Source organism: Pseudomonas sp. BF-B-15 (assembly GCF_019946675.1).
Classification (GTDB): domain Bacteria; phylum Pseudomonadota; class Gammaproteobacteria; order Pseudomonadales; family Pseudomonadaceae; genus Aquipseudomonas; species Aquipseudomonas migulae.
Map to the genome: position 1 here is coordinate 1 of NZ_JAGYFZ010000010.1, position 17,159 is coordinate 17,159.

Annotated in this window: 13 protein-coding genes; 10 read left to right on the forward strand and 3 right to left on the reverse strand. The window is 60.7% G+C overall.

Annotated elements, in window-relative coordinates:
* Positions 1 to 233 (forward strand): hypothetical protein (locus tag KGA97_RS05165; protein ID WP_223480324.1); only part of this gene is annotated, 233 nt, incomplete at its 5' end.
* On the opposite strand, the gene KGA97_RS05170 is transcribed toward KGA97_RS05165, so the two are convergent.
* The 3 genes from KGA97_RS05170 to aceE all read right to left on the reverse strand — a co-directional run bounded on the left by KGA97_RS05170 (position 204) and on the right by aceE (position 6,479).
* Positions 204 to 1,598 carry an alkaline phosphatase D family protein gene (locus tag KGA97_RS05170; RefSeq protein ID WP_223480325.1) on the reverse strand — a complete coding sequence of 465 codons (1,395 nt, stop codon included), beginning with the start codon at positions 1,596 to 1,598 and terminating at the stop codon, positions 204 to 206. The genes KGA97_RS05165 and KGA97_RS05170 overlap by 30 nt on opposite strands.
* A gap of 271 nt (positions 1,599 to 1,869) precedes the next feature.
* Positions 1,870 to 3,822 (reverse strand): dihydrolipoyllysine-residue acetyltransferase, encoded by a 1,953-nt coding sequence (gene aceF, locus KGA97_RS05175; RefSeq protein WP_223480326.1) that lies wholly within the window; start codon positions 3,820 to 3,822, stop codon positions 1,870 to 1,872.
* A gap of 11 nt (positions 3,823 to 3,833) precedes the next feature.
* Positions 3,834 to 6,479, reverse strand: coding sequence for a pyruvate dehydrogenase (acetyl-transferring), homodimeric type (aceE, locus tag KGA97_RS05180; RefSeq protein ID WP_008027850.1), 2,646 nt, complete (start codon positions 6,477 to 6,479; stop codon positions 3,834 to 3,836).
* A 190-nt stretch (positions 6,480 to 6,669) separates the two neighbouring features.
* Here aceE and KGA97_RS05185 point away from each other — a divergent pair, with 190 nt between their 5' ends.
* From KGA97_RS05185 to KGA97_RS05225, 9 genes are all read left to right on the forward strand, one after another.
* The gene (locus tag KGA97_RS05185) at positions 6,670 to 6,867 is read left to right on the forward strand and encodes a hypothetical protein (protein ID WP_157214357.1); all 198 of its coding nucleotides are present in this window, start codon (positions 6,670 to 6,672) and stop codon (positions 6,865 to 6,867) included.
* Positions 6,864 to 9,803, forward strand: coding sequence for a bifunctional [glutamate--ammonia ligase]-adenylyl-L-tyrosine phosphorylase/[glutamate--ammonia-ligase] adenylyltransferase (gene glnE / locus KGA97_RS05190; RefSeq protein ID WP_223480327.1), 2,940 nt, complete (start codon positions 6,864 to 6,866; stop codon positions 9,801 to 9,803). The genes KGA97_RS05185 and glnE overlap by 4 nt, the downstream gene beginning before the upstream one ends.
* A 282-nt stretch (positions 9,804 to 10,085) precedes the next feature.
* Positions 10,086 to 11,120 carry a lipopolysaccharide heptosyltransferase II gene (gene waaF, locus KGA97_RS05195; RefSeq protein ID WP_008040346.1) on the forward strand — a complete coding sequence of 345 codons (1,035 nt, stop codon included), beginning with the start codon at positions 10,086 to 10,088 and terminating at the stop codon, positions 11,118 to 11,120.
* 1 nt (position 11,121) lies between these two features.
* On the forward strand, positions 11,122 to 12,183 hold the full coding sequence (waaC, locus tag KGA97_RS05200; RefSeq protein WP_008027853.1) for a lipopolysaccharide heptosyltransferase I: 1,062 nt from the start codon (positions 11,122 to 11,124) through the stop codon (positions 12,181 to 12,183).
* Positions 12,183 to 13,307, forward strand: coding sequence for a glycosyltransferase family 4 protein (locus tag KGA97_RS05205; protein ID WP_008027854.1), 1,125 nt, complete (start codon positions 12,183 to 12,185; stop codon positions 13,305 to 13,307). The genes waaC and KGA97_RS05205 overlap by 1 nt, the downstream gene beginning before the upstream one ends.
* Positions 13,304 to 14,110 carry a lipopolysaccharide core heptose(I) kinase RfaP gene (gene rfaP, locus KGA97_RS05210; RefSeq protein WP_223480328.1) on the forward strand — a complete coding sequence of 269 codons (807 nt, stop codon included), beginning with the start codon at positions 13,304 to 13,306 and terminating at the stop codon, positions 14,108 to 14,110. Before KGA97_RS05205 ends, rfaP begins: the two co-directional genes overlap by 4 nt.
* A complete protein-coding gene (locus tag KGA97_RS05215) occupies positions 14,110 to 14,844 on the forward strand; it encodes a lipopolysaccharide kinase InaA family protein (protein ID WP_008040356.1) in 735 nt (244 codons plus the stop codon). The genes rfaP and KGA97_RS05215 overlap by 1 nt, the downstream gene beginning before the upstream one ends.
* Positions 14,841 to 15,593: a lipopolysaccharide kinase InaA family protein gene (locus KGA97_RS05220; protein ID WP_008040359.1), complete on the forward strand. Its 753-nt coding sequence runs from the start codon at positions 14,841 to 14,843 to the stop codon at positions 15,591 to 15,593. Before KGA97_RS05215 ends, KGA97_RS05220 begins: the two co-directional genes overlap by 4 nt.
* Positions 15,593 to 17,044: a lipopolysaccharide kinase InaA family protein gene (locus KGA97_RS05225; protein WP_223480329.1), complete on the forward strand. Its 1,452-nt coding sequence runs from the start codon at positions 15,593 to 15,595 to the stop codon at positions 17,042 to 17,044. Before KGA97_RS05220 ends, KGA97_RS05225 begins: the two co-directional genes overlap by 1 nt.
* Positions 17,045 to 17,159 lie beyond the last annotated feature (115 nt).

Genomic DNA, 17,159 nt, shown 5'->3' on the forward strand with positions numbered 1-17,159 from the left:
CGCCAGCAAGCTGGCTCCTACAGGGGGGAGGCGGGGGAATTCTCGATCTGCGGGGCGACGCCGGACCTGTAGGAGCCTGGCTTGCCAGCGATGGCGGTCTGAAGGGCGGCGCAAAATTTGAGGCCGCCATCGCCAGCAAGCTGGCTCCTACAGGGGATCGCGTAAATCCTGTAGGAGCCGGCTTGCTGGCGATGTTTTTGGCATCACCGCAACGTAATGCTCGTCGACTGTAAAAGTTTGCCATCGCGGTCGTGATAACTGACGCGGATCTGTTCTGGCTCAACGATCAGGTGCGCGAAATTGTCCTGGCTGATGACCTGGCTGGTCAGTTCATGCCGATAATCTCCGGCGGCAGTCCGCACCAATGGCTGATCAAGGATGAAGGTGGAGGCTTTGGCGTAGGGCAGCAATTTGCTGTTGCACAGCGGCGAGGAGACGATGGTGTGCACCTCGAAGTCCGGGTCTTCGCTGTGGGTCAATCGACTGGTCAGGGAGCCGTGCACATCACCGGACACGAAGAACACGTTCTTGATGCGGCGTGTACGAATGGTCTCCAGCAGCCGTAGTCGTTGCTCCGGAAAGGCTTTCCAGGCGTCATCGCCCAGGCGTTTTCGGTCGGGGTAGAACATCACGCTGGTGACCACGAATTTGACCCGGGCCGGGCTGTGGATCAGCCATTCGCACAGGGCCTGCTCCTGCTCTTCGTCGAGAATGCGCCGGTCGCCGGCCGACAGGTTGCGTCGGGTCCGGCTGTCAGTGACAAACCATTCGATATCCCCGTTGGTGAATTGATACCAATAGCGTTTCAGGGGGTAACGGATGTTTCCATCTTCAAGCAACTCATGGGCCGGGCTATGGCTGGCTTGATATAACTCATAAGCGGCGATGGCATTGTTATAGAGAAAGTCATCGTTTTTGTTTTTATTGGTGGGCCAGTTGTCTTCGATTTCATGGTCGTCGAGGATCATGTAAGTCGGCGTGCCGGACATCAACTTTGAAATGTGCGGCTGGGAAAAAGCCATGCGGTACTTGCTGAGTATTTCTTTGTATTCCCGATCAGGGGCGATGATGTTCAAGTCGTCGATATAGACTTGGTCGCCAGTCATCAACAGGGCGCTGATGGGCGTTTCGGCGCGCTGCGCCAGGTTGGTGATGGAGGCAAAGATCCGGTCGCCCAGATGCGGGAACGAAGGTGCGCCGACTGTCATCCGCAGGTAACGGCATGACCCGACGATGTAAGCCCGTGGCGCTGCGGGATTGTCGGACTGGGTGCTGAAACGGTAGACATGCCTGGGCCATTGCAGCGGCAGTTCCTGAACCGTCTCCACGGTGTGCACGGGGCTCATGGGGCTGAACCAGCCTGCCTGGTATTCGTACTCGGTATCGGTGGCGAGATCGTTGAGGGCAAAGACGTCACACATGTCTCGCGTGCTTGTCAGCTGTTTGAATATTGCTTTGGACCACGGCGTATCACCGCTGCGTCGATAACGAATTCCACCAAACACCAAAGTGTCTTCTTGTAACTCGCCACGTAAAAAGATACGGGCGTGTTGAGTTGTAGTGTGGCCAATAATCGGGCCGACTGTAGGTTTAAACATATTCGAATCCATTCGAAGGGGTATTAACTAAATAAGTAAGCCGACTAAACCTTTAGTTAGTCATTTGTATAACCAAGCCTAGTGGGAGGCCGGCAAAAAATATCGTGCCGAAGTGGATTCGAGTTGTGGGCTAACTCAACCACTAACGTAGGAAAGTGACTTTCTTCAAGTCAAAAAAAGCCCCGCCAAATTGGCGGGGTTGAGGTACGAGCGTGGCGCTCGGAAAACGTGAAACGCGAACGGCCCTCCGGTGAAGGAGGGCCGGCCGGTGTTACAGCAAGATGGTGCGGATGTCCGCCAGCAGGCTGCTCAGACGCTGGGTGAAGCGTGCAGCAGCGGCGCCGTTGATCACACGGTGATCGTAGGACAGCGACAGCGGCAGCATCAGTTTCGGCTGGAAGGCTTTGCCGTCCCAGACTGGCTGGATGGTTGCCTTGGAAACACCGAGGATCGCCACTTCCGGCGCGTTGACGATCGGCGTGAAGCCGGTGCCGCCAATGTGGCCGAGGCTGGAAATGGTGAAGCAGGCGCCTTGCATGTCGTCAGCGGTGAGCTTCTTGTCGCGGGCTTTGGCAGCCAGCGCAGCGGCTTCGGCTGCCAGTTGCAACAGGCTCTTCTGGTCGACGTTCTTGATGACCGGAACCAGCAGGCCTTCAGGGGTGTCGACGGCGAAGCCGATGTTCACGTACTTCTTGCGGATGATCGCCTTGCCGCTTGGTGCCAGCGAACTGTTGAAGTCCGGCAGTTCCTTGAGCATGTGCGCGCAGGATTTGAGCAGCAGCGGCAGGATGGTCAGCTTGACGCCGGCCTTCTCTGCAACGGCTTTCTGAGCGATACGGAACGCTTCCAGCTCGGTGATATCAGCCGAATCGAACTGAGTCACGTGCGGGATGTTCAACCAGCTGCGGTGCAGGCTCGACGCGCCGATTTGCATCAGGCGAGTCATCGGCACTTCTTCGGTTTCACCGAAGCGGCTGAAGTCCACGACCGGAATCGGCGGGATGCCCGCGCCGCCGGTTGCGCCAGCAGCAGCGGCCGGTGCTTCCTTGGCCTTCTGCATCATGGCTTTGACGTAAACCTGAACGTCTTCTTTCAGCACACGACCGTGCGGGCCGCTTGGGCTGACCGCGCTCAGCTCGACGCCGAATTCGCGGGCCAGTTGGCGTACTGCAGGGCCTGCGTGAACCTTGGCGCCCGACTTGGCCGGAGCCGCCGCAGGTGCTGGAGCAGCAGGAGCAGCGGCGGCTGGCGCAGGAGCGCTCGGTGCCGCAGCGGCTGGAGCCGACGCCGCAGCCGGGGCAGCAGCAGGCGCAGCGCCTTTGACTTTCAGCTTCAGGATCAGGTCGCCGGTACCGACTTCGTCATCCAGCTTGATGGAAATGCTTTCCACCACGCCAGCGGCAGGCGATGGGATTTCCATGCTCGCCTTGTCGGATTCCAGGGTGATCAGCGACTGGTCGGCGGCGACGGTGTCACCGGCCTTGACCAATACTTCGATGATCTTGGCCTTGCCCGCCGAACCGATGTCCGGGACGTGAATGTCCTGAACGCTGTCGGCAACCGGTGCGGCCGGGGCGGCAGCGGCTGGCGCAGGTGCAGCGGCAGGAGCCGCCGCCTGAGCTGGCGCGGCCGCAGCCGGTACCGCAGCACCTGCCACTTCCAGGTCCAGAATCAGGTCGCCGGTGCCGACTTCGTCGTTGAGCTTGACGCTGATGGCTTTGATCACGCCAGCGGCAGGCGATGGGATTTCCATGCTCGCCTTGTCGGATTCCAGGGTGATCAGCGACTGATCAGCCTCGACGGTGTCGCCGACCTTGACCTGGATCTCGATGATCTGGGCCTTGCCTGCCGAACCGATGTCCGGCACGTGCACTTGCTGAACCGAAGCGGCAGCTGGCGCAGCAGTAGGAGCGGCCGGCGCTGGAGCAGCGGCCGGTTTCTCTGCGGCTTTGGCAGCAGGCGCGGCAGCAGCAGGAGCCGCAGCAGCGGCACCTTCGACTTCCAGCTCCAGCAGTTCGTCGCCTTCTTTCAGGCGGTCGCCCAGCTTCACTTTCAGGCTCTTGATGATACCGGCCTTCGGCGCAGGCACTTCCATGCTCGCCTTGTCCGACTCAAGTGTCAGGATGCTCTGGTCGGCTTCGATACGGTCGCCGACCTTCACAAACAGTTCAATTACTTCACCTTCACCGCTGCCGATGTCAGGTACGCGAATGAGTTCGCTCACAGAATCTCTCCTCAGCAGTCCAGTGGGTTGCGTTTTTCCGGGTTGATACCGAACTTGGCGATGGCTTCAGCCACCACTTTAGGTTCGATGTCACCACGGTCAGCCAGTGCTTCCAGGGCTGCCAACACCACGAAATGACGATCGACTTCGAAGAAGTGACGCAGCTTCTTGCGGCTGTCACTGCGGCCGAAACCGTCGGTGCCCAGGACTTTGAATTCCTTGGACGGGACCCACTGACGAATTTGCTCAGCGAACAGCTTCATGTAGTCGGTAGACGCGATGACCGGACCTTGACGGCCGTTCAGGCACTCTTCGACGTAGCTCAGTTTAGGCTTCTGGCCAGGGTGCAGACGGTTGGTGCGCTCGACGGCCAGGCCATCGCGACGCAGTTCGTTGAAGCTGGTAACGCTCCACACGTCGGCGCCAACGTTGAACTGCTCGCGCAGGATCTTCGCCGCTTCACGGACTTCACGCAGGATGGTGCCGGAGCCCATCAGCTGAACGTGGTGCGCCGCTTCGCGGGTGTCTTCTTCGAGCAGGTACATGCCCTTGATGATGCCTTCCTCGACACCGGCCGGCATGGCTGGCTGCTGGTAGGACTCGTTCATCACGGTGATGTAGTAGAAAACGTCCTGCTGCTCTTCGGTCATCTTCTTCATGCCGTCCTGAATGATCACCGCCAGCTCGTAGCCGTAGGTTGGATCATAGGTGCGGCAGTTCGGGATGGTGGCAGCCAGGATGTGGCTGTGACCGTCTTCGTGTTGCAGGCCTTCGCCGTTCAGCGTGGTCCGGCCGGCAGTGCCGCCGATCAGGAAGCCACGGGTACGGCTGTCGCCGGCAGCCCAGGCCAGGTCGCCGATACGCTGGAAGCCGAACATCGAGTAGAAGATGTAGAACGGCAGCATTGGCTGGTTGTGGCTGGAGTACGAAGTACCGGCAGCGATGAAGGAGCTCATGGCGCCCGCTTCGTTTATGCCTTCTTCGAGGATCTGGCCCTTTTTGTCTTCCTTGTAGAACATCACCTGGTCTTTATCGACTGGCTCGTAGAGCTGGCCGACGGACGAGTAGATGCCCAACTGACGGAACATGCCTTCCATACCGAAGGTACGGGCTTCGTCGGGGATGATCGGAACGATGCGCGGGCCGATTTCCTTGTCCTTGACCAGCTGCGCGAGGATCCGCACGAAGGCCATGGTGGTGGAAATTTCACGGTCGCCCGAGCCGTCGAGGATCGCCTTGAGCGTATCCAGCGATGGCGTCGGTACGCTGAAGCTCTGCGCGCGGCGCTGTGGCACGAAGCCGCCCAGTGCAGTGCGGCGCTCGCTCAGGTAGCGGGCTTCGGCGCTGTTTGGTTCTGGCTTGAAGAACGGCAGGTTTTCCAGCTCGTCGTCTTTGACCGGGATGTCGAAACGATCACGGAACAACTTCAGGCTGTCGACGTCGACTTTCTTGGTGTTGTGCGCAGTGTTTTTCGCTTCGCCGGCACCGGTGCCATAACCTTTGATGGTCTTGGCCAGGATGACGGTCGGTTGTTCTTTGTGGTTGACCGCTTCGTGGTACGCCGCGTAGACCTTGTACGGGTCGTGGCCGCCACGGTTGAGTTTCCAGATCTCGTCGTCGGACAGGTCTGCAACCATCGCCTTGAGTTCTGGCGTGTTGAAGAAGTGTTCACGCACGAACGCGCCGTCTTTGGCTTTGTAGTTCTGGTACTCGCCGTCGATGACTTCGTCCATGCGACGTTGCAGGATGCCGTCGACGTCTTTGGCCAGCAGTGGGTCCCAGAAACGGCCCCAGATGACTTTGGTCACGTTCCACTGAGCACCGCGGAACACGCCTTCGAGTTCCTGGATGATCTTGCCGTTGCCGCGAACCGGGCCGTCGAGGCGCTGCAGGTTGCAGTTGATGACGAAGATCAGGTTGTCGAGCTTCTCGCGGCCAGCCAGCGAGATCGCGCCCAGGGATTCCGGCTCGTCGCACTCGCCGTCGCCCAGGAAGCACCAGACTTTCTGCTTGCCTTCCGGAATGAAACCACGGGCTTCCAGGTACTTCATGAAGCGCGCCTGGTAGATCGCCTGGATCGGGCCCAGACCCATGGATACAGTCGGGAACTGCCAGAAATCAGGCATCAGCCAAGGGTGCGGGTAGGACGACAGGCCCTGACCGTCCACTTCCTGGCGGAAGTTGTTCATCTGGTCTTCGGTGATGCGGCCTTCCATGAACGCACGGGCGTAAACGCCTGGCGAGGTGTGGCCCTGGAAGTAGATCAGGTCGCCGCCGTGTTCGTCGGTCGGGGCCTGGAAGAAATAGTTGAAGCCGATGTCGTACAGGGTTGCGCTGGAGGCGAAGCTGGAGATGTGACCGCCCAGGTCAGAATCTTTCAGGTTCGTGCGCATCACCATGGCCATCGCGTTCCAGCGTACCAGCGAGCGAATGCGGCGTTCCATGAACAGGTCGCCAGGCATGCGTGCTTCGTGGGTAACGGGAATGGTGTTGCGGTATGGCGTGGTGATGGCGTAAGGCAATTGCGAACCGCTGCGGGTTGCGAGTTCACCCATACGGGTCATCAGATAGTGAGCACGGTCTTCGCCTTCTTTGTCGAGAACCGATTCCAGGGCGTCCAGCCATTCCTGGGTTTCGACGGGATCGAGGTCTTGCATGGCTTGCTCCAGGGCGGAAAGGCTTCCAGAATCGGTTGCCTGAGTTTGCGACTGGCCTTGTGGGCAGACGATATAAATTCTTGGATTGCCGAGAGGTAGGATTCGGCGGCGTGTAGTTTTACTACAAATCATCGGGCATTTCAGCTATTCGAATGTATATACGAGTAGTAAAACTACAGATGAGCGGCTTGTGGCCTCCGGCTACGTTGTGAGAATAATCGTTAAGGTTGGTCTTTTGCCAACCGAAAAAGGTGAAAGCTTGATGCTGCCTGCCAAAAATAAAGAAATTTCAGCTATTTCTAACCTTTGTTCGACAGTCGATCAGGTAGTGCAATTTGAAAATTCACTACATGCAGCCTCCTACACGCCGATCAAGGATAGACCATGAGCCTCCCTACGCTTGCTGAACTGCCCGGCATTCTCCTGCCGTTTGTCACCCGCGCCGAGCAGTCGTTCCGTACGGCCGTCGAGGCTCTTGATGATGATCAAGGCCTGTCCGCCTGGACGCCTGAGCGCTGGGCGCAATTCGCCCGCGTCACCGCCGCCAGCGACTTCGTGATTGAACAGAGCGCACGTGACCCTTTGATGTTGCTGGCGCTGGTGCAGTCCGGTGAGCTGGACCGTGGCTATGCTCCCGGCGAACTGTGCGCGCAGATTGCGGCAGCGGTGAACGCGGCTGAAACCGAAGACGAGCTCGGTCGTGCCCTGCGTCGCCAGCGCACTCGCCATCAAGTGCGGATCATCTGGCGCGACCTGACCCGTCAAGCCGATCTGGTCCAGACCTGCCGCGACCTCTCGGACATGGCCGATGCGAGCATCGATCAGGCCTATCAGTGGTTGTACTCGCGGCATTGCCAGCAGTTTGGCGTGCCCACCGGCCGACGCAGCGGCGAGCCGCAGCAGATGGTCATTCTCGGCATGGGCAAGCTTGGCGCGGTCGAGCTGAACCTGTCGTCGGACATCGACCTGATCTTCGCCTACCCCGAGGGTGGCGAAACCGTCGGCGTGAAACGCTCGCTGGATAATCAGGAATTTTTCATCCGCCTCGGTCAGCGCGTGATCAAGGCGCTGGACCCGATGACCGTTGACGGCTTTGTGTTCCGCGTCGACATGCGCCTGCGCCCTTACGGTTCGTCGGGTGCGCTGGTGTTGAGCTTCAACGCGCTGGAGCAGTATTACCAGGATCAGGGCCGTGACTGGGAACGCTACGCGATGATCAAGTCGCGGGTGGTGGCCGGCGACCAAGTGGCCGGCGCACAGCTGCAAGACATGCTGCGCCCGTTCGTTTACCGGCGTTACCTGGACTTCTCCGCCATCGAAGCGCTGCGCACGATGAAGCAGCTGATTCAGCAGGAAGTCCGGCGCAAGGGCATGGCCGACAATATCAAGCTCGGCTCCGGCGGCATCCGCGAAGTCGAGTTTATCGCCCAGGCGTTCCAGCTGATCCACGGTGGTCGCGACCTGAGCCTGCAACAACGTCCTCTATTAAAAGTACTGAGCACGCTGGAAGGTCAGGGTTACCTGCCGCCGGCGGTGGTCAGCGAGCTGCGCGAAGGCTACGAATTCCTGCGTTACACCGAACACGCGATCCAGGCGATTGCCGACCGCCAGACGCAGATGTTGCCGGACGGGGCGCAGGATCAGGCGCGCATTGCCTTTATGTTGGGCTTCGCCGATTGGGACGCCTTCCATGAGCAGCTGATGTATTGGCGCGGTCGCGTGGCCTGGCACTTTGGCCAGGTGATCGCCGACCCTGATGAAGAGGAAGGCACCGAAAGCGAAGTGGTGGTCGGCGGTGAATGGCTGCCATTGTGGGAGGAGGCGCAGGACGAAGAGGCCGCTTGCCGTCAGTTGGAAGAGGGCGGTTTCGCCGATGCCACCAAAGCGCTGAAAGCCTTGGCCAGCCTGCGCAGCAGCCCGCAATTGCGCGCGATGCAGCGTTTGGGCCGCGAACGCCTTGATGCGTTCATTCCACGGTTGCTGGCCCAGGCGGTCGAGCACGCCAACCCGGATCTGGTGCTGGAGCGCGTGCTGCCACTGGTCGAAGCAGTGGCCCGACGCTCCGCGTACCTGGTGCTGCTGACTGAAAATCCCGGCGCGCTGCGACGTTTGCTGACCTTGTGCGCCGCGAGCCCGTGGATCGCTGAACAGATCACGCGCTTCCCGCTACTGCTCGATGAATTGCTCAACGAAGGCCGGTTGTTCAAGCCGCCCTTGGCGCCAGAACTGGCCGCCGAGTTGCGCGAGCGCCTGACACGAATCCCCGAGGATGACCTCGAACAACAAATGGAAGCCCTGCGCCATTTCAAACTGGCGCACCGTTTGCGCGTCGCCGCGTCGGAAATCGCCGGCAGCCTGCCGCTGATGAAAGTCAGCGATTACCTGACCTGGCTCGCTGAAGCGATCCTCGAACAAGTGCTGGCCCTGGCCTGGCGCCAGACCGTGGCCAAGTACGGCACGCCGCAGCGCACCGATGGCACCTTGTGCGATCCCGGCTTCATCATTGTCGGTTACGGGAAAGTCGGCGGTCTGGAACTCGGGCATGGTTCGGACCTGGACCTGGTGTTCATTCACGATGGCGATCCGCAGGCAGAAACCGACGGGCCGAAACCGATCGACGGTGCGCAATTTTTCACCCGGCTGGGGCAGCGGATCATTCACTTGCTCACCGCCCAGACCAACTCCGGTCAGCTGTATGAGGTGGACATGCGCCTGCGACCATCCGGTGCTTCGGGCCTGCTGGTGAGTTCGCTCGGGGCGTTTGCCCGTTATCAGGAAAACGAAGCCTGGACCTGGGAGCATCAGGCGCTGGTACGGGCGCGGGTGCTGGTGGGCAGTCAGGATGTCGGCCAGGCGTTCGAGAAGGTTCGCGCGGCGATATTGGGCAAAGTTCGGGATTTGCCGACCTTGCGTCAGGAGGTCAGCGAGATGCGCGCGAAGATGCGCGATAACCTTGGCAGCAAGAGCACCGCGGCCGGCACCGGGGCGAATGCCTTCGAAGCCACGGCGCCGTTCGATCTCAAGCAGGACGCGGGAGGTATCGTCGATATTGAATTTATGGTGCAATACGCGGCTCTGGCGTGGTCCGAAACACACCCGCCATTGCTGCGCTGGACCGACAATATCCGCATTCTGGAAGAGCTGGAACACGAAGGGCTGATGCCCGCCGAAGACGCCAGCCTGTTGCGCGAGGCCTATAAAGCCTACCGCTCCGCCGCACACCGGCAGGCCTTGCAGAAGGACGCCGGGGTGATACCGGGCGACCAGTTCGCGGACGAACGGCGGCAGGTATTGCGGATCTGGCGCGAGCTGGGATTGAGCTGAAACCGGACAGTGGCAGCACCGAATACCCCTGTAGGAGCAAGCTTGCTCGCGATGGCGGAGTGTCAGTCACCACCAATGCTGGATGTGATGGCCTCATCGCGAGCAAGCTTGCTCCTACAGTAGATCTGCGTTGTTTTGTAAATTGAGGCAGCTAAGCTGCACCGCACTGGATGTGCACCAATACCCAATGTGGGAGCAAACTCCCACAGTAGATCTGCAGTGTTTTGTAGAATTCTCGAGGCGGGGAGGCGTATGCCTCCCCGGTTCGTTTTTGGAAACCACATGAAAATTCTGATCGTTGGGCCCAGTTGGGTCGGTGACATGGTGATGGCGCAGACACTGTTTCAGTGTCTCAAGCAACGCCACCCGCAATGCGAAATCGACGTGCTGGCCCCCGAGTGGAGCCGGCCGATTCTTGAGCGCATGCCCGAAGTTCGCCAGGCCTTGAGCTTTCCGCTCGGCCACGGCGCGCTGGAGCTGGCGACGCGTCGGCGCATCGGCAAATCCCTGGCCGGTCAGTACGACCAGGCGATCCTGCTGCCCAATTCCCTGAAGTCGGCGCTGGTGCCGTTCTTCGCCGGTATCCCGAAACGCACCGGCTGGCGTGGCGAATTTCGCTACGGCTTGCTCAATGACGTGCGCACGCTGGACAAAGAACGTTACCCACTGATGATCGAGCGCTTCATGGCGCTGGCGTACGAGCCCGGCCTTGATCTGCCGAAACCGTATCCGCGCCCGAGCTTGCAGATCGATCCGGTCACCCGTGAAGCGGCGCTGGCCAAATTCGGCCTGAGCCTCGACCGTCCGGTGTTGGCGCTGTGCCCTGGTGCCGAGTTTGGCGAGTCCAAGCGCTGGCCGTCCGAGCATTACGCCCAGGTCGCCGAAGCGAAGATTCGCGAAGGCTGGCAAGTCTGGCTGTTCGGTTCGAAAAATGATCACGCCGTGGGCGAAGACATTCGCGCGCGGCTGATTCCCGGCCTGCGTGAAGAGTCGGTGAACCTCAGCGGCGGCACGTCCCTGGCCGAGGCCATCGACCTGATGTCCTGCGCCGATTCGGTGGTGTCCAACGATTCCGGCCTGATGCACGTCGCGGCGGCACTGAACCGCCCGTTGGTGGCGGTGTACGGCTCGACGTCGCCGGGCTTCACGCCACCGCTGGCCGAACATGTCGAGATCGTGCGCCTGGGCATCGAATGCAGCCCGTGCTTTGATCGCACGTGCCGCTTTGGTCATTACAACTGCCTGCGCCAGCTGATGCCGCAAGCGGTGAACGAAGCCTTGCAGCGGTTGCAGGGCACTGTGGTCGAGGTCAAATAGTTTGCGGGTTCTGCTGATCAAGACTTCTTCGCTGGGCGACGTGATTCATGCGTTGCCGGCGTTGACCGACGCATCCCGGGCGATTCCCGGCATCACGTTCGACTGGGTGGTGGAAGAAGGTTTCGCCGAAATCCCGACCTGGCACCCGGCCGTGGGCAAGGTGATTCCGGTGGCGATCCGTCGCTGGCGCAAGAACATCTGGCAAACCATCAAAAGTGGCGAGTGGAAGCGCTTCAAGCAAAGCGTTCGCGCCACCAAATATGATCTGGTGATTGACGCGCAAGGCCTGTTGAAAAGCGCGTTGCTGACCCGCTACGTCAAGGCGCCGGTGGCGGGCCTGGATAAAGGTTCGGCGCGAGAGCCGATTGCTGCGCGCTTCTATGATCGACGCCTGGCGGTCGCCCGTGGTCAACACGCGGTGGAGCGAGTGCGTCAGTTGTTCGCCATCGCCCTGGGTTACGACTTGCCAAAAGGTCTGGGCGATTACGGCCTGAACGTCGAGCGCCTGGTGGAATTGCCGCGCAAGAATCCTTACGTGCTGTTCCTGCACGGCACCACCTGGGACACCAAACACTGGCCTGAAGCCTATTGGCGCGAACTGGCCGAGCGCGTTGGCTATCTGGGCGTCGGCGTGAAGCTGGCGTGGGGCAATCCGGCCGAGAAGGCCCGGGCCGAACGCATCGCCAAAGACATGCGCCACGTGGAAGTGCTGCCCAAGCTGAACCTGGCGGGCATCGGCAAAGTGCTGGCCGGTGCGCAAGCGTGCGTGGCGGTGGACACCGGTCTCGGTCACCTCGCGGCCGCACTCGATGTGCCAACGCTGTCGCTGTTCGGTCCGACCAACCCTGGCCTGACCGGCGCGTATGGCAAGGCACAGATTCACATGGCCAGCGATTTCCCCTGCGCACCCTGCCTGCAAAAGAAATGCACCTATCAACCGACGGCCGAAGATGCCCGCCGGTTTGACCTGAAACGCGAGTCGCCACTGTGCTTCACGCGTTTGAATCCCGAGCGTGTCGCGACCCGACTGAGCACGTTGTTACTGGCTGAGGAGCTGCGCTGATGCAATTGGCATTCGTCTTGTACAAGTACTTTCCGTTCGGGGGCTTGCAGCGCGATTTCATGCGCATTGCCCTGGAATGCCAGCAGCGCGGTCATCAGATTCGTGTCTACACGCTGATCTGGGAGGGCGATATCCCGCCGGGTTTCGAAGTGCTGGTGGCGCCGGTCAAGGCGTTCTTCAATCATCGTCGCAACGAGAAACTCAGCGAGTGGATGGAGGCCGATCTGGCCAAGCGTCCGGTGGACCGCCTGATCGGTTTCAACAAAATGCCAGGACTGGACGTCTACTACGCCGCCGACGGCTGCTTCGAAGACAAGGCGCAGAACCTGCGCAACTCGCTGTACCGTCGTTGGGGCCGCTACCGGCACTTCGCCGAGTACGAGCGTGCGGTGTTCGCCAAGGACGCCAAGACTGAAGTGCTGATGATCTCCGAAGTCCAGCAGCCGCTGTTCATCAAGCATTACGACACGCCGCTGGAACGCTTCCATTTGTTGCCGCCGGGCATTTCTCAGGACCGTCGTGCGCCACCGAATGCGGCTGAGATTCGTGCCGGGTTCCGTCGTGAATTCAACTTGCAGGACGACGAGTTGTTGCTGGTGCAGATCGGCTCCGGGTTCAAGACCAAGGGCGTGGATCGCAGCCTCAAGGCACTGGCCGCATTGCCCGCTGACCTGAAGAAACGCACCCGGCTGTTTGTAATTGGCCAGGATGACCCCAAGTTATTCCAGGTGCAGAGCGCCACCTTGGGGCTCGGTGATAACGTGACGTTCCTCAAGGGCCGCAGCGATATCCCGCGTTTTCTGCTGGGTGCTGACCTGTTGATCCACCCGGCGTACAACGAAAACACCGGGACCGTGTTGCTCGAGGCCCTGGTGGCCGGGTTGCCGGTACTGGTCAGCGCCGTGTGCGGTTACGCTCATTACATCGCCGAGGCCGACGCCGGCCTGGTGCTGGATGAACCCTTCGATCAGGCGCAACTGACGCAATACCTGACCAGCATGTTGAACGACGCTCAAGCACGGGCGGCCTGGAGCCGCAACGGTCTGGCTTTCGCCGAGACGGCCGACCTCTACAGCATGCCGCAACACGCGGCCGATGTGATTCTGGCGGAGCACGCTAAATGAAGTTGATGCTGGCTGAACCGTTCAAGAGCCTTTGGGCCGGGCGCGACCCGTTCGCCGAAGTCGAAGGCTTGCAGGGCGAGGTTTATCGCGAGCTGGAAGCGCGCCGGACCTTGCGCACCGAAGTGAACGGCCATGGTTTTTTCGTGAAGATCCACCGTGGCATTGGCTGGGGTGAGATCTTCAAGAACCTGCTGACCGCCAAACTGCCGGTGCTCGGTGCGGGCCAGGAGTGGAAAGCCATTCAGCGCCTGCAGGAAGTCGGTGTGCCGACCATGACCGCCGTTGCCTACGGTGAAAAGGGCAGCAACCCGGCGGACCAGCATTCGTTCATCGTTACCGAAGAGCTGGCGCCGACCGTCAGCCTCGAAGATTTCAGTATCGACTGGGTCAAGCAACCGCCGGAGCCCAAACTCAAGCGCGCGCTGATCGCCGAAGTCGCGCGCATGACGGGCATGATGCACCGCGCCGGGGTCAACCATCGCGACTGCTACATCTGCCACTTCCTGTTGCACACCGATAAACCGGTGACCGCCGAGGATTTCAAACTTTCGGTGATCGACCTGCACCGCGCCCAGACCCGCCCGACGATTACCCAGCGCTGGCGTAACAAGGATCTGGCGGCGCTGTACTTCTCGGCCCTGGACATCGGCTTGACCCAGCGCGACAAATTGCGTTTCCTCAAGGGCTACTTCCAGCAACCGCTGCGCCAGGTTCTGTCGGAAGAAGCGGGGCTGCTCGCCTGGCTGGAAGGCAAGGCCAACAAACTCTACGACCGTAAACAGCGATACGGGGATGCGCTCTGATGTCGGGCTGGAAACTGGAACCTGCTTATAGCGAGCTGGCAGAAGATTTCGGCAGCCTCGAAGCGGTGTTTGCGCTTAAGGGCGAGCGACTGACTCACGACCCGTTGTCCGAAGTCATCCGCGTCAATCGCAATGGCGTCAACTATTACGTCAAACGTTACGTCGGCGCGGGCAAGGGCTTGCGCCGTTATCTGGGCAAGCCGCGGGTGAAAATGGAGTGGCAGAACCTCAAGCGCTTCGCCAAATGGGGCATTCCCACTGCTGAAGTGGTGGCCTGGGGCCTGGAGCGGCGCGGTGCGGCGTACGCTCGCGGGGCGATGATTACCCTTGAACTGCCGCAAACCGTGGACCTGTCCATCCTGGCTGAACGGCATGATCCAAAACTGGCGGATCGCGCCTGGGTCGATCATGTCAGTCGGCAATTGGCCGGTTACACCCGGACCATGCACGACCACCGCTTCACCCATAACGATCTGAAGTGGCGCAACCTGTTGATCGACGACCAGGCCCGGCTGTTCCTGATCGATTGCCCCAACGGTAATTTCTGGCGCGGCTTCTGGCTCAAGTACCGTATCACCAAGGATCTGGCGTGCCTGGACAAGGTCGCCAAGTATCAGCTGTCGGCGACTCAACGCCTGCGCTTTTACCTGCAATACAGCCAACGGACACGACTCAATGCCGCCGACAAAAAACGGATCCGGCACGTGGTTAGATTTTTCGAGGGACGCGAATGACTGATTTTCTGGCTGCTGAAGACCGTGCGCTACTGGAGCGCCACGGCCTCGGCAACTTCGATGCGCTTTGGGCCAGGCAGCTTGATGCTGTGGATGAGCCCAACACCGTGCGCGGTGGCTGGAGCAGCGTGTTTCGGCTGGATCTTGAAGGTCACGGCTTCTACCTCAAGCGGCAAAGCAACTACCAGATGCGCACGTTGCATGCGCCGTTTGGCGAACCCAGTTTTGCCCGGGAATTTCGCAACATCAGTCGTTATGAAAAGCTTGGCATTCCGGCGCTGAAAGCGGCGTTCTTCGGTGAGCGCAAAGTCGAGGGCGAAGTCCGGGCGATTCTGCTGACCCGTGCGCTGGACGGTTGGGATGACCTGGATTCGCTGTTGCAGCGCTGGTCGGAGTTAAGTGGCGCGCAGCACTCGGCGATTTTGCAGGCGTGTGGCGAGCTGGCTCGGCGCCTGCACGCGGCGCGTCAGGTTCATGGCTGCTTCTATCCCAAACACATTTTTCTGCGGGCCACGGGCGACGGTTACCAGGCCCAATTGATCGACCTGGAGAAAACCCGGCCGCTGCTGTGGGGCCGACGTGACCGGGTCAAGGATCTGGAGCCGTTGACGCGGCGGGCGCCCGAGTGGAGCGATGCGCAGGTACGTGAATTGCTGGCCGCTTACCTGGATCAATCGCAGGACAGTTCGCTGATCGACAGCTGGCTGGCGCGACTGACCGCGCGGCGCAGCCACAAGGAGGCGCGCTGATGCGTTTGTCCGAACTGAAAAACACCGGCCGTAGCCCGGCTCTGCCGCTGAGCGTTTCACTGGCCGATGCCGCCGGTCCTGCCGAGTTGCAATTGTTGAGTCTGTTGCGGGTGTTGCCGGGCCAGCGTTATGTCGGCGCCGGTGTCTGGCGTGGCCGTCCGGTGCTGGCCAAGTTGTTGGTCGGCACCAAGGCGGCCCGGCATTTTCAGCGAGAACTGGACGGTGTGCGCTTGCTCGCCGCTCAAGGTCTGACCACGCCGCAGCTGCTGGCCGACGGCTTGAAGGACGGCGAGGGCGGCTGGCTGCTGTTCGATTTCCTTGAAGGCGCCGAGAGCCTGGGGGATACCTGGAAACAGGTCGAGCACTTGCCGGTGCTCGCGGATGGGCAAGGGGCCGTGTTGGCCGAGGCGTTGGGCGCGATCGGCCAGATGCACCGCAAAGGGCTGTGGCAGGAAGACCTGCACCTGGACAACCTGCTGCGCCAGGGCGGTCGACTGTATCTGATCGACGGCGCCGGGATCTGTAGCGAAACCCCCGGCCAGCCATTGTCGCGGCAGAAAGTCCTGGAAAACCTCGGGGTGTTTTTCGCCCAGTTGCCCAAGGCGCTGGAGCCTTTCACCGAAGAATTGCTGGTCTATTACCTGCTGAGCAATGGCGAGCATGCCTTGCCCATGGAAGCGTTGCAGAAACAGATCGACAAGGTCCGCAGCTGGCGCCTCAAGGACTTCCTGATCAAGGTCGGACGCGAATGCACGCTGTTCAGTGTGCAGCGCGGGGCCTTCGGGTTGCGGGCGATTCGCCGCGAGGAAGAAACAGCGATGTTGCCGGTGCTGGAGCAGGCCGATGCATTGCTCGATCAGGGCCATCTGTACAAGACCGGCGGCGCGGCGAGTGTCGGAAAAGTCGCGGTGGACGGTCGGACGCTGGTAATCAAGCGCTACAACATCAAAGGCTTTGCCCACTGGCTCAAGCGCTTCTGGCGCCCGAGCCGTGCCTGGCACTCATGGCGCGAAGGCAATCGGCTGGCATTCCTCGGTATCGCCACGCCGAAACCGCTGGCCGTGCTGGAAAAACGTTTTCTCTGGTTGCGCAGCCGGGCGTATCTGGTGACCGAGCATTTGCCGGGGCCGGACATCATCGAACGGTTTGCGCCGTACGTTGAAAGCGGTGAAGCGCCCGAGGCAGAGCTGGTGGCGCTGGATCAGTTGTTTGCAGAGCTGATTCGCGAGCGGATCAGTCATGGCGACTTCAAGGGCCACAACCTGTTCTGGCAGGAAGATCGCTGGGCACTGATCGATCTGGACGCGATGCGTCAGCACGGCTCGCTCGCCAGCTTCGCCCCGGCGTATGCGCGGGACCGGGCGCGGTTCATGCGCAATTGGCCTGAGAGCAGCGCGCTGTATCAGGTCATCGATCAGCGGCTGCCCAAAGAAATCTCCAGCGCTGCCTGAATCGGGCCTGCGGTCCTATTGCGAGCAGGCTCACTCCCACAATGGATCTGTGTTCACAGTACTTCAATTGTGGGAGCGAGCCTGCTCGCGATGGGGCCGGCACAGCCACCGGAGA